This window comes from Paraburkholderia lycopersici, from assembly GCF_900096975.1.
In the GTDB taxonomy this organism is placed as follows: Bacteria; Pseudomonadota; Gammaproteobacteria; order Burkholderiales; family Burkholderiaceae; genus Paraburkholderia; species Paraburkholderia lycopersici.
The window spans coordinates 201,040-213,854 of the sequence record NZ_FMYQ01000004.1 but is presented as its reverse complement, the minus strand read 5'-3'; the positions used below and the strand labels follow the sequence as shown (position 1 = coordinate 213,854).

Genomic DNA, 12,815 nt, shown 5'->3' with positions numbered 1-12,815 from the left:
TCAACCGGACACGAGACCAAGACGCGAAACCGTCCGGTGCCCCAGTGCACCGGACGGCGAAGCGCTTTTCCTTTTTCCGCTTTATCCCCCGCCTTCGCGCCGTTGCTCCGGCGCGCCAGCAACACGCCCTCCCTGTTTAGCTTCCGCCGAAGGTCTGCCAGACGAGCCACAGGTTCGCCGCCGAGATCACGACGAACAGGAACCACGCGATCATGCGCGTGTGCAGCCGGTTCACGAACTCGCCCATCAGCGCGCGATCGTTCGTCATGCGGATGAGCGGCCAGAGCGCGAACGGCAGTTGCAGGCTCAGCACCACCTGGCTTGCCACCAGCAGCTTGCCCACCGCGCCGTTGCCGAGGAGCGCCACGCCCGCGACCGCGGGAATCAGCGCGAGCAGCCGCGTAATCAGGCGGCGCTGGTAGCACGGAATCTTCATCTGCAGGAAGCCTTCCATGATGACCTGGCCCGCCACGGTGCCGGTAAACGTTGAACTCTGCCCGGAGGCGAGCAGCGTGATGCCGAACAGCACCGCCGCCGCGCCCGTACCGACGACGGGCGCGAGCAGCCTGTAAGCGTCTTCGATTTCGGTGACCTGATTGTGCCCGGTCGCATGAAACGCCGCTGCGGCAAGAATGAGGATGGCCGCGTTGATGAGGAGCGCGAGCAGCAGCGAGACGATCGTGTCGAGACGCGAAAGGCCGATGGCCTGTGCGAGGCCCTCATGATCGCGCTTGACGGCACGCGTCTGCACGATCGACGAATGCAGGTAAAGATTGTGCGGCATGACGGTCGCGCCAAGAATGCCGATCGCCAGATAAAGCGGCTCCGGCGAGGAGACGGCGTGCCACGACGGCACCGCGCCCGCGAATACCGAGGGCCAGTGCGGCTTCACGAGCACGAGTTCGATGACGTACCCAAGACCGATGGTGGCGATGAGCCCGGCCATGATCGCCTCGAGCGTGCGGAAGTTCTTGCCCTTCAGGCCCAGCACGAGAAGCGTGTCGAATGCGGTGAGCACGACGCCCACCATCAGCGAACACCCGAGCAGCAGATGGAATGCGAGCGCGCCGCCCAGCACCTCCGCCAGGTCGCAGGCGATGATGGAAATCTCGGCGAGGGCCCACTGCCCGATCGCCACGGGCTTCGAATAGCGCGTGCGCGAAAGCGCGGCGAGATCGCGGCCCGTCACGATGCCAAGGCGCATCGAGAGGCACTGGAGCACGATCGCCGCGAGGCTCGAGAGTACGACCACGAACAGCAGGTTGTAACCGTAGCGCGAGCCCGCTTCGATGTCGGTGGCCCAGTTGCCGGGGTCCATGTAGCCGATCGACACCAGCAGGCCGGGGCCTGCGAACTGCCAGAACTTCTTCCAGAACGGCGCGCGCGGCGAAACTTCGATGGTCCCCTGCACTTCGGAGGGGCAGAAAGGCGCCGTTGCCGTGGTCGGTAGCCGGAACTCCAACGATTGGATCCTCAAGGGTTGACGCGTCGCGACGAGTGCGGCGTCGGACCCTCAAGTGTACAGCGTCGGCTGCGGCAGCTCCCTCAGCAGCGTGTAGCGGCCCACGTCGCGCAGGCGGTAGTCGAGCGGATCGTGCAGCGTATGCACGCGCGCGTTGCGCCAGAAACGGTCGAGCGCGAGCGCCGCGCCCGTGGCGCGAGCGCCGCATGCATCGAAGAGTTGCTCGCCGGCTTCGAGCGCGGCGCGATGCGCGACGATTTTCGCCTCCGAAATCGCGAGCGAGACCTCGGCGCGCCGGCCCTCGGCAAGCGCCTCGCCTTCGCCCCATGCTTCGTCGAGCAACTTGGCCGCCCGGTCCGCGAGCACCGCCGCCGCGAGCGATTGCACACGCATCTCGCCAAAGCGCTGCTGCAAATACGGGTCGTCGGCCACGTTCTGTATGCCGGCATTCACCCACGGACGACCGTTCTCGAGCACATAGTCGCGCGCTTCTTCGAGCGCGCCTTCCGCGAGCCCCACGAACAGGTTAGTCAGCACCCCTTGAGAAATCAGCGTGCGCAGCGTGGCGCGCGGCGTATCGGGGCGCTCCAGCACTTCGGCGGCGCGTACTTCCACGTTCTCGAACGACACCGTGCCGCTATCGGTCTGACGCTGGCCGATCGGGTCCCAGTCGTCATGCACCGTGATCCCGTCACGCGTGGTCGGCACGGCCGCGAACACCGGGTTGCCCGAAACGGGATCGTGCGCGCTCACGGTCATCATCTGGGAACCGTAGGTGCCCGAACAAAATCCCTTCTTGCCGTGCAGTCGCCAGCCGGCGCCGTCGCGCTGCGCGATGAGCCGCGTGTCGAGCGGGTTCACGGCATTGCCCCACCACCAGCGATACTCGACGGTGCCCTGCAGCCAGTTCGCCCGCTGTGCGGGGCTGCCCCACAATTCGACGCTCGCCACCTGCAGACACTGAAAGCCGAGCAAATGCGCAAGCGCACTGTCGACGCGCGCGATCGCGCGGATGGTCGCGTAGACGTCGCTCCAGCGCAACCCGCCATCTGCGCCGCCGAACTGCCCGCCAAATTCTCGCGGCACCGCGAGCGTGAGCAGCCCGGCGTCGGCGATGCGCTGCTTTTCGGCCGCCGCGTGGCCGCCCGCGAGATCGCGCAGCGCGGCGCCCGCGCGCAGCGCTTCGAGCAGCGCCGCAAGACGCGCTTCCTCCTGCTCCCGCCCCTGGGGCCGCAGTGCTTCGTTCATGTCCGTATGTCCCAATGAGATGCCAAAAAAACGACGCGCGCAGCGAGGCTGCTGCGCGCGTCATGCGAACGGCCGCACCGTTCAGGTTCGCCGCAAAAGACGCCGAACGACCCTGTCGCCCGTGAACTGCACAGCGGCGACGATCACGATCAGCAGCACGATCACAGTGACCATGACCGTCGTGTCGAAGCGCTGGTAGCCATAGCGTATCGCGAGATCGCCGAGGCCGCCCGCGCCGACGGCGCCGGCCATGGCCGAGGAGCCGATCATCGCCACCACGGTGATGGTGAAGCCGCCCAGCATGCCGGGAAGCGCTTCGGGCAACAGCACGTGCCAGACGATATGACGGCGCTGCGCGCCCATGGCCTGGGCGGCCTCGATCAGGCCGCGATCCACTTCGCGCAGGCTCACTTCGGCCACGCGCGCGAAGAACGGAATTGCCGCGATGGAAAGCGGCACCACGGCCGCCCACACGCCGATGGTCGTGCCCACGAGAAAACGCGTGAGCGGCAACAGTGCGACCAGCAGAATAATGAAGGGCGTGGAGCGAAACGCGTTGACGACGGCGCCCAACGCCGCGTTGAGCGCGGGCCGCTCGAAAATGCCGCCGCGCGTGGTCGTGACCAGCAGCAGCGCGAGCGGAATACCGATCAGGAGTGCGAATATCGCCGATACGCCGACCATGAGCAAGGTATCGCGAATGCCGTCGAGCAGTTCGGAAATCCAGAGATCAGACATAGCCGAGCACCTCCACGCGGCTTGCGTACCGGCGCGCGCTTTCGGCAAGCGCGTCGGCCTCGTCAGCGGTGCGCACCGGCGCCGAGACGATGAGCCGACCTTGCGCGCGTCCCTGAATGCGCTCGATGCCGCCATGCACGAAGCGCACGCCCTGCGCGCCGAACGCCTGTGCGAGCGTGCCTAGTTCAGGCTCTTCCGCTGTATCCCCCGAGAAGCGCACGTCGAACAGTGCGCGCGCGGCCGCCTGCGGCGTACTGTTGAGCCGCTGGGCCAGATCATCGGGCAGTTCGTGACCCGGCGTATGCAGCAGCGCGCGCGTCGCTTCGTGTTGCGGATCGCCGAACACGCGCCACACGGGCCCCTGCTCGACCACCTCGCCACGCTCGATCACCGCGACCGTATCGCAGACATCGCGTATCACCTCCATTTCATGCGTGATGAGCACGATGGTGACGCCAAGCCGCCGGTTGATGTCGCGAAGCAGCGCGAGTATGGCGCGCGTGGTTTCCGGATCGAGCGCCGACGTCGCCTCGTCGCACAGCAAAATATCGGGCTCGTGCACGAGCGCGCGCGCAATGCCCACGCGCTGCTTCTGGCCGCCTGAAAGGCGTGCGGGCCACGCATTGCGCCGCTCGCTCAGGCCCACGAGATCGAGCAGCGTATTCACGCGCGCCTCGATCGCCGACTTCGGCACGCCGGCAATTTTCAGCGGCAACGCGATATTGTCGTGCACCGTCTTCGCCGAAAGCAGATTGAAGTGCTGAAACACCATGCCGGTGCGCCGGCGCAGCGCGACCAGCCCACGCTCGTCGAGTGCGCCGACATCGATGCCGTTCACGCGCACGGTGCCGCTCGTGGGTTTTTCGAGCCCGTTCACGAGCCGCAGGAGCGTGGACTTGCCCGCTCCGCTGCGTCCGATGATACCGAACACCTCGCCGCGCGCCACCTGCAGATCGACGCCGGCAAGCGCCGCCTGCGGACCCTTGGCCTGCGCGCCCGGGTAAACCTTGCCGACGTTCTCGAACACCACCGCGGGCTGCGCGGCATCGGCGGTGCGCGCCGCCTCGGCCGCCATCGGGGCCGCCTCGATGAAGCGCGCCGCTCCGAACCATTTCATCCTCGCTGCTCCTCGTGCATGCGTTGTGCGGGCACCACCTTGCGCCGCTTACCAGGCGACCGCGTACAGGTTGCCAAAGGCCTTGTCGAGCTCCTTGCGCACGGCCGGCGAATGCTGATAGATGTCGATGAACTTGCGAATGCGCGGATCATTCACGCTTTCGGGCCGCACGACGAACTGGAGCGCGAACGCCTTGTTCTCCACCCCATCGAAGAGGAGCGCGCTGTTCGGATCGATGGTGCCCGCGAGTTTGATGAAGCTCGGATAGCCCTGCGCGAGATCGACGTCGTCGAGCGAGCGCGCGAGTTGCGACGCTTCAAGCTGCACGATCTTGAGATGTCTGGGATTGGAGACGATGTCGAGCGTCGTGGCGCGATAGTCCACGCCTGGCTTGAGCTTGATGAGACCGGCACGCTGCAGGAGCAACAAGCCGCGCCCGCCGTTGACGGGATCGTTCGCAATGGCCACGGTCGCGCCGTCCTTCAGGTCTTCGAAGCGTTTCACCTTCTTCGAATAGAGGCCGATCTTCATGATCGTGCCCGGCGCGACGGCGACGAACTTGTAGCCACCCTGTTTTTCGGCGTTTTCCAGAAATGGCGTGTGCTGGAAATAGTTGACGTCGATGTCCTTGTTCGCCAGTGCGGCGTTGGGCGTGTTCCAGTCGGTGAATTCGATGATCTTCACGTCCACGCCCTGCGCCTTCGCCTCGCGCGCCGCTTCCTGAAGCGCGGGCGTTTGCGGCGTGGTGGCGATGCCGATCTTGAGCGTGGACGTGTCCGCGTGCGCGTTGAACGCCGCCGCCGCGAGCATCGCGGCCGCAGCCGTCAGTATGCCGAAGCGCTGGAAAATGGAAGAGCGCCATACGGCGCGCACGGCACGGTTCATCGCGGTCCTCGGATGGAATTGGACTTCGTTCAGTGAGGAGCGACGCGATGGAACCAACGGAGACAACGTCCGCGCGCGGGAGGGGCGCGGCCCACCGCGTTTGCTCCAGATGGGTCCAGACGATGATAGGGGCGCCGTGCGGCGGGGTCTACGAAGCGATTGCGCAAAGGAAATCGCGGAGTGCGATATGTGCGCGGGTTTAGGGTTGAGTTTGCACTCCCCGGTGGTTTTGCAGTTTGGTCGTTGCTTGTGACGGTGCCGGTTTGCCTGGGGTTGCCCCCGTGCGGGGCGCCACCATCGCGAGCAGCGCCCCAAAAAATCCAGCCAGCAACCCACCCGCTCAGCGCGAAGCGATCGGCGCAGGCTCAACACCGCCGGGCACCGCATCGCCCCACCCCCCTCCCAATGCGCGGATCAGATTCACAGTCGCGACGGCCTGCGAGCCCTGCAAATGGCTCGCCTGCAATTGCGACACAAGCACGGTACGCTCGCTGTCGATCACGTTCAGATAGCTCACCTCGCCTTCCTCGTACTGCGTGCGAGAAAGATGCGCAGACTGCTGGGAAGCGCTCACCGCATCGTTCTGCTCGCGAATCTGGTCATCGAGCAGACGCAGGTCGGACAGATTGTCCTCGACTTCGCGGAACGCCACGAGCACCTGTTGCCGGTATTGCGCGACGTCTTCGTCGTACTTCGCGCGGGACTGCGCGAGGTTCGCCTTGCGGCGGCCGCCGTCGAAGAGCGGCAACGTAAGCGCCGTGCCCGCGAATGGCCCGAGCAGGAACGCGCGGCTCGACCACATGAACAGATCGCCGAGCGTGGCCGATTCGTAGCCGAACGCCCCCGTGATGTCGAGCTTCGGAAAGAACGCCGACTTCGCGAGGCCCACGCGCGCATTTGCGGCCGCCATCGCGCGCTCGGCGGCGGCGATGTCGGGACGGCGCTCGAGCAGCGTGGAAGGCAAACCCGGCGGCACTTGCACGAGCACAGGCGCAAGCGGCGTTTCCGGGAATGTGAAGTCCGCAGGCGCCTTGCCGAGCAGAATCGCGAGGCTATGCTCGGAAGCCGCGCGCTGACGCGCAACCCCGACCGCATCGGCGCGCGCGCTCGCGAGTTCGTTACGCGCCTGGGCCACGTCGAGCGCGCTGATGTCGCCTTCCTTGAAGCGACGCTCCACGAGCTTGAGCGCGTCCTCGCGCAACGCCACCGTGCGGCGATACAGATCGATGTCGGAGTCGAACTGGCGCAACTGGAAATAGTTCTGCGCGACATCGGCCTGCAACGCGAGCTGCACCGAACGGAACAGCGCTTCGCTCTGCTGGGCGTCCGCCTGCGTGGCATGAACGTTCGAGCTCACGCGGCCAAAAAGATCGACCTCGTAGCTCGCCGTGGCCTGCGCGCGCCAAAGCGTTTGCGAGGGCACGCTGGCGTTCTGCGGCAAATACTGCGAAGCCGGCGACGCGCGTTCGTAAGTCGGACCGAAGCCCGCATCGATCGACGGGAACCACGAGGCGCGCGCGGCCTGGGTCACGGCGCGCGCCTGCTGCACGCGTGCTGCCGCCGCCTTGAGGTCCTGGTTCGCTTCGAGCGCCTGCTGTTCGAGCTTGTCGAGCGCCGGGTCGCCGAACACGGTCCACCATTCGCCGCGATGGGCGTCGTCGGCGGGCTGCGCCGTGGTCCACGTGCCCACGTCGTGCGGACCCGCCGGCGTCTGCTGCGCTTCCTTGTATGCCGTCGGCACGCCCGCGTCGGGCGCCTTGTAGGCCGGCTCGACCGAGCAGGCCGCGAGCCACGCAAACAGCGCGACGCTGGCCGCGATTCGCGCGACGCGCCAGCCGCGCGGCGTGGCGTTGCCATTCGGGCGCAGGACAAATTCGTTAGTCATGTTAATCATTCTCCCTCGGTGCCTTACGCGTCGACCATCGACTTCGGCTTGCGCGCGTTGTCCTTTTGCGCGACGTGAATCTTGCCGCCCGCCAGCGTACGCAGCACCACATAGAACACCGGCGTGAGCAACAGCCCGAACGCCGTCACGCCCAGCATGCCGAAGAACACCGCCACGCCCATTGCATGACGCATTTCCGAGCCCGCGCCGCTGGAGAGCACGAGCGGGACCACGCCCATGATGAACGCGATGGACGTCATCAAGATGGGGCGCAGACGCAGCCGGCTCGCTTCGATAGCGGCGGAAAGCGGCGTATGTCCGTCGTGTTCGAGTTCGCGCGCGAATTCGACGATCAGGATAGCGTTCTTCGAAGCGAGGCCCACCAGCACCATCAGACCGATCTGCGTGAAGATATTGTTGTCGCCCTGCGTGAGCCACACGCCGGTCAGCGCGCACAGCACGCTCATCGGCACGATCAGGATCACCGCGAGCGGCAGCGTCAGGCTCTCGTAGAGCGCGGCCAGCACGAGGAACACGAGCAACACGCTGATCGGGAACACCCAGACGCCCGAGTTCCCCGCCAGGATCTGCTGGTACGTGAGGTCGGTCCATTCGAACTTCACGCCGCGCGGCAGCACCTCTGCGGCAATACGCTCGGCCGCCGCCTGCGCCTGTCCCGACGAATAGCCCGGCGCCGGCCCGCCGTTGATGTCGGCCGCGGTATAGCCGTTGTAGCGCACCACCATTTCGGGCCCATACGTCGGCGTCACCGTCACGAGCGACGAAAGCGGCACCATCTCGCCCGCAGCGTTACGCGTCTTCAGTTGCAGGATGTCGTCGGCCTTCTGGCGGAACGGCGCATCGGCCTGCACGCGCACCTGGTACACGCGCCCGAAGCGGTTGAAATCGTTCACGTAGAGCGAGCCGAGATAGATCTGCATCGTGTCGAACACGTCCGTGACCGGCACGCCGAGCTGCTTCGCCTTGGTGCGGTCGAGATCGACGTTCAGTTGAGGCACGTTGATCTGATAGCTCGAGAACGTCGGGCCCAGCTCCGGCGTTTGCGCCGCGCGCTTCACGAAGTCCTGCGTCGCGCGATTGAGCGCTTCATAACCCAGCGCGCCGTGATCCTCGAGTTGCATCTTGAAGCCGCCGAGCGTGCCGAGGCCGAGCACCGGCGGCGGCGGGAACACGGCGACGAACGAGTCCTTGATGGCTGCGTACTGCTGGTTCAATGCACCCGCGATCGCTCCCGCGGAAAGCGCCTTGCCCTTGCGGTCTTTGAACGGCTTGAGCGTGACGAACACGATGCCCGCGCTCGAGCTGTTCGTGAAGCCGTTCACCGAAAGACCCGGGAACGCCACGGCGCTTTCGACGCCGGGCTGCTTGAGCGCGATGGCGCTCATGTCGCGAATCACGTTCTCGGTGCGGTCGAGCGACGCGCCGTTCGGCAGTTGCGCGAACGCGATCAGATACTCCTTGTCCTGCGCGGGCACGAAGCCGCCCGGCACGACGCGCGCCATCAGCACCGTTGCGCCGATCAGCACCGCGTAGATCGCGAGCATCGCGCCCTTGTGGCGCAACACGCCATGCACGCCGCGCCCATAGCGCTCCGAGCCGCGATGGAACACCGTGTTGAAGCGCCGGAAGAAACCGCCCAGCACGAGGTTCATCGCGCGTGCGAGCCAATCTTCCTTCTCGCCATGGCCGCGCAGCAGCAGCGCCGAAAGCGCGGGCGAAAGCGTGAGCGAGTTGAACGCCGAGATCACCGTCGAAATGGCGATCGTCATCGCGAACTGCTTGTAGAACTGGCCCGTCAAGCCGCTCATGAACGCGAGCGGCACGAACACGGCGACGAGCGTGAGCGCGATCGCGATGATCGGCCCGCTCACCTCCTGCATGGCCTTGTAGGTCGCGTCGCGCGCCGACAAGCCGCTTGCGATGTTGCGCTCCACGTTTTCGACCACCACGATCGCGTCGTCAACCACGATACCGATGGCGAGCACCATGCCGAACAGCGAGAGCGCGTTGATGGAGAACCCGAACGCCAGCAGCAGGGAAAACGTTCCGACGATGGACACCGGCACCGCGATCAGCGGAATGATCGAAGCGCGCCACGTCTGCAGGAATACGATCACCACGATCACCACGAGCGCGATCGCTTCGAGCAGCGTATGCACGACGGCTTCGATACTCGAGCGCACGAACTGCGTGGGGTCGTAGACGATGCGGTAATCCACGCCCGCCGGCATGTCCTGCTTGAGCTCCTTCATCGCCGCGCGCACCTGGTCCGAAATCGCGAGCGAGTTCGCACCCGGCGCCTGGTTGATTGCGAGCGCAACGGCCGGCTTGTTGTCGAGCAGCGAGCGCAGGCCGTATTCGGAGGCCGCCAGCTCGATGCGCGCGATGTCGCGCAGATACGTCACCCCGCCGTCCGGATTCGTCTTGACGATGATGTTGCCGAACTCGCTTTCCGTGCGCAGACGCCCGCGCGCATTCACGTTGAGCTGGAACGGCGTGCCGGGCACGCTCGGCGACGCGCCGATCACGCCCGCCGCCACCTGTACGTTCTGCTCGCGAATGGCGTTGACCACGTCGGTCGCGGTGAGATTGCGCTGCGCCACTTTCTGCGGATCGAGCCAGATACGCATGGCGTAATCGCCAGCGCCCCACAACTGCACCTCGCCCACGCCCTGGATATTCGCGAGGCGATCCTTCACGTTGAGCAGCGCGTAATTGCGCAGGTAGGTCATGTCGTACTGGTTGTTCGGCGAGATCAGGTGCACCACCATCGTGAGCGTGGGCGAGCTCTTGATGGTCGTGATCCCGAGGCGCTGCACGTCTTCCGGCAGGCGCGGCAGCGCCTGGTTCACGCGGTTTTGCACGAGCTGCGTGGCCTTGTCGGGATCGGTGCCGAGGCGAAACGTGACCGTCAGCGTGAGATTGCCGTCGCTATTGGCCTGCGACTGCATGTACAGCATGTTCTCGACGCCGTTGATCTGCTCTTCGAGCGGCGCGGCAACGGCTTCGGCGATCACCTTGGGGTTCGCGCCCGGATACTGCGCGTGCACCACCACCGAGGGCGGCACGACTTCGGGATACTCGGAGATCGGCAACTGGAACAGCGCGATCACGCCGGCCAGCAGGATCAGCACGGACAGCACGCCCGCAAAGATCGGCCGGTCGATGAAGAATTTCGATATGTTCATGGGTTGCTCGTGTTCTTGACGCTTAGGGTTCCTTACCGGCTGCGAGACGCACGCGGCAAAAGCATGCGCCTCGCGCGCCTCAGGACGTCTTCGCTGCCTTCGCGGCCGGGTTCGCCGCGGTGTTCGCCGAGTCGGCGTCGGCGTCGCCGTTCATGGGCACCATGTGCGAACGCACTGCCTCGCCGGGCCGCACGCGCTGCGTGCCGTTCACCACCACGTGGTCGCCCGCCTTGAGGCCGTCCAGGATCACGCGCAGGTTGCCCTGCTGGCCGCCCGTCTGCACGTTGCGGTAGGCGACCTTGCCGCTGCCGTCCACGACGTACACAAACTTCTTGTCCTGATCCGTGCCGATGGCGGCATCGTCCACCAGCAACGCCGGGTGTGGCGCGCTGCCGCCTACCTTGATGCGCGCATAGAGACCCGGCACGAGCGCGCCATCGGCGTTGTCGAAGCGCGCGCGCACGCGAATGGTGCCCGACGTGGTGTCGAGGCGGTTGTCCACCGACTCGATCGTGCCCGTGCGCGAATAGCCCGCCTCGTTCGCGAGGCCCAGTTCGACCGGCACCTTCGAGCCGTCCTTCATGCGGCTGATGTAGTCGAGATAGGTCTGCTCGTCGGCGTCGAACTCGGCGTAGATGGGCGAAACGGAAACGAGCGTCGTGAGCGGCGCGGCGTTCGCACCCGCCGAAACGACATTGCCCACTGTGATCTCGGCACGCGAAACGCGACCCGCAACCGGCGCGACGATGCGCGTGTAACCGAGGTTGATTTGCGCGGCTTCGAGCGCCGCCTGCGCCGCCTTGAGATTCGCGGTCGCTTCGCGCGCGGCGTTCTGCTTCTCGTCGTAATCGCGCTTCGCGATGGCGCTGTCGCCAATGAGACGCTGCGCGCGTTCCCAGTCGCTTTGCGCGTAGCCCGTGCGCGCCTGCGCGGCGGCGAGCTGCGCGGCGGCCTGATCGACGGCCGCCTGGTATGGGCGCGGGTCGATCACGAACAGCGTTTCGCCTTGCTTCACAAGCACGCCGTCGCGGAAGTTCACCGAGACGATCGTGCCGGAAACCTGCGGACGTATCTCCACTTTCTCGACGGCGGCCATGCGGCCCGAATAGGTCTGCCAGTCGGTGATGGTGCGATTCAAGACGGCCGCGACATCCACTTCGGGCGCGGGCGGCGGCGCTTCCGCAGCAACGGCGCCGTGCGCGTCGAGGCGCATCGCCGCGAGCGTGCCCAGTCCGGCAACTACGAGCACGGCGACGACCGCGAGCGCGATGCGTGACCGGGATTGCGAAAAGAGTGACATGTCGGACTCCAGAAATAATGGTTGATTGTTCTTCACTGGTTCGGCAGCACCGCGGCGTGAGCGCTTTCTTTACGACGCGCCCGCGTCGAAGCAGCATTGGAAAAACCGCACGGCTTCGCTGAGTGCTGCAGGATGCGCCGCGAGATTCGCGTGCGAGACGCTTGGGTAACGCACCACCTGTGTGCGCACGCCTGCGTCGATCAGATGGCTCGCGTACTTCTCCGCTTCGATGTGCAGCACGTCGTTCTGCGCAGTCACGATGAGCGTGGGCGGCAGCCCGGCGAGGCGCAGCGATTCGAGCGGCGCAGCGTACGGATGCATGCGCTGCGCCGCGTCGGGCAGATATGCGCGATAGCACGCCGCGCACTCGCTTGCGGTAATGTCCGAACCAAGCCGCGCTTCGTCGCCGAGGCGCGTGAGACTCGGGTCGAGCATCGGCGCGAACAGCGCTTGCGCGGCGAGCTTCACGTCGCCGCGATCGCGTCCCATGAAGGCGAGCACATTGGCGATCTGGCCGCCCGCGTCGTGGCCCGCCGCAATCACGCGCTTCGCATTGCCCCCGAACGCGCGGGCCCGCGCGAGCGCCCAGAGCGCCGCGCGATGCGCGTCTTCGGGCGCGGCGGGAAACGGGTGCCGCGGCGCGAGCGAATAGTCCACGCTCACCACGAGCGCAGGTAAGCGTTCTGCGAGAAAACGCCCGGCGGCATCGGCTTCTTCGATCGACCCTCGCACGAAACCGCCGCCATGGAAGTACAGCAGCACCGGCAGGCCGTTCGCGCCCTCGGGGCGGTACAGGCGCAAAGCAATTTGCTGGGCGTAGCCTTCTATCGTCACGTCGGTCGTGAGTAGCACGCGCGCCTTGTCGGCCTTGGCGGGCGTGGCCTTGGGGAGCGCCGCGGGGACTTCGGCGAACTGCGCTTCTTCAGCGGAATTCCACGACGTCGGGCGTTTAAAGACATCCATGTCAAATC

The 12,815-nt window shown here is 66.0% G+C and carries 9 protein-coding genes; all 9 read right to left on the bottom strand.

The window, feature by feature from the left end; all coding sequences use genetic code 11:
- Positions 1-136: 136 nt before the first annotated feature.
- Positions 137-1,462, bottom strand: a complete 1,326-nt coding sequence (locus BLU17_RS07030) for an Nramp family divalent metal transporter (protein WP_091995995.1) — start codon at positions 1,460-1,462, stop codon at positions 137-139.
- 51 nt (positions 1,463-1,513) lie between these two features.
- Positions 1,514-2,710 carry an acyl-CoA dehydrogenase family protein gene (locus tag BLU17_RS07025; RefSeq protein ID WP_091995994.1) on the bottom strand — a complete coding sequence of 399 codons (1,197 nt, stop codon included), beginning with the start codon at positions 2,708-2,710 and terminating at the stop codon, positions 1,514-1,516.
- Positions 2,711-2,791: 81 nt separating this feature from the next.
- Positions 2,792-3,448 (bottom strand): methionine ABC transporter permease, encoded by a 657-nt coding sequence (locus tag BLU17_RS07020; protein ID WP_091995993.1) that lies wholly within the window; start codon positions 3,446-3,448, stop codon positions 2,792-2,794.
- The gene (locus BLU17_RS07015; RefSeq protein WP_091995992.1) at positions 3,441-4,565 is read right to left on the bottom strand and encodes a methionine ABC transporter ATP-binding protein; all 1,125 of its coding nucleotides are present in this window, start codon (positions 4,563-4,565) and stop codon (positions 3,441-3,443) included. The genes BLU17_RS07020 and BLU17_RS07015 overlap by 8 nt, the downstream gene beginning before the upstream one ends.
- Positions 4,566-4,613: 48 nt before the next feature.
- Positions 4,614-5,375, bottom strand: a complete 762-nt coding sequence (locus BLU17_RS07010) for a MetQ/NlpA family ABC transporter substrate-binding protein (protein ID WP_245746757.1) — start codon at positions 5,373-5,375, stop codon at positions 4,614-4,616.
- Positions 5,376-5,790: 415 nt separating this feature from the next.
- Positions 5,791-7,335, bottom strand: coding sequence for an efflux transporter outer membrane subunit (locus BLU17_RS07005; protein WP_091996076.1), 1,545 nt, complete (start codon positions 7,333-7,335; stop codon positions 5,791-5,793).
- Positions 7,336-7,358: 23 nt separating this feature from the next.
- On the bottom strand, positions 7,359-10,544 hold the full coding sequence (locus tag BLU17_RS07000) for an efflux RND transporter permease subunit (RefSeq protein WP_091995990.1): 3,186 nt from the start codon (positions 10,542-10,544) through the stop codon (positions 7,359-7,361).
- 79 nt (positions 10,545-10,623) lie between these two features.
- Positions 10,624-11,844 carry an efflux RND transporter periplasmic adaptor subunit gene (locus tag BLU17_RS06995; protein ID WP_091995989.1) on the bottom strand — a complete coding sequence of 407 codons (1,221 nt, stop codon included), beginning with the start codon at positions 11,842-11,844 and terminating at the stop codon, positions 10,624-10,626.
- A gap of 69 nt (positions 11,845-11,913) precedes the next feature.
- Positions 11,914-12,807, bottom strand: coding sequence for an alpha/beta hydrolase (locus BLU17_RS06990; RefSeq protein ID WP_091995988.1), 894 nt, complete (start codon positions 12,805-12,807; stop codon positions 11,914-11,916).
- Positions 12,808-12,815 lie beyond the last annotated feature (8 nt).

What these genes read in the sequence shown, in the direction of transcription:
- BLU17_RS07025 (WP_091995994.1), bottom strand. Translation starts at nt 2,710, where the DNA reads ATGAACGAAGCACTGCGGCCCCAGGGGCGGGAGCAGGAGGAAGCGCGT.
- BLU17_RS07010 (WP_245746757.1), bottom strand. Translation starts at nt 5,375, where the DNA reads ATGCTCGCGGCGGCGGCGTTCAACGCGCACGCGGACACGTCCACGCTC.
- BLU17_RS07000 (WP_091995990.1), bottom strand. Translation starts at nt 10,544, where the DNA reads ATGAACATATCGAAATTCTTCATCGACCGGCCGATCTTTGCGGGCGTG.
- BLU17_RS07005 (WP_091996076.1), bottom strand. Translation starts at nt 7,335, where the DNA reads ATGACTAACGAATTTGTCCTGCGCCCGAATGGCAACGCCACGCCGCGC.
- BLU17_RS07015 (WP_091995992.1), bottom strand. Translation starts at nt 4,565, where the DNA reads ATGAAATGGTTCGGAGCGGCGCGCTTCATCGAGGCGGCCCCGATGGCG.
- BLU17_RS06995 (WP_091995989.1), bottom strand. Translation starts at nt 11,844, where the DNA reads ATGTCACTCTTTTCGCAATCCCGGTCACGCATCGCGCTCGCGGTCGTC.
- BLU17_RS06990 (WP_091995988.1), bottom strand. Translation starts at nt 12,807, where the DNA reads ATGGATGTCTTTAAACGCCCGACGTCGTGGAATTCCGCTGAAGAAGCG.
- BLU17_RS07020 (WP_091995993.1), bottom strand. Translation starts at nt 3,448, where the DNA reads ATGTCTGATCTCTGGATTTCCGAACTGCTCGACGGCATTCGCGATACC.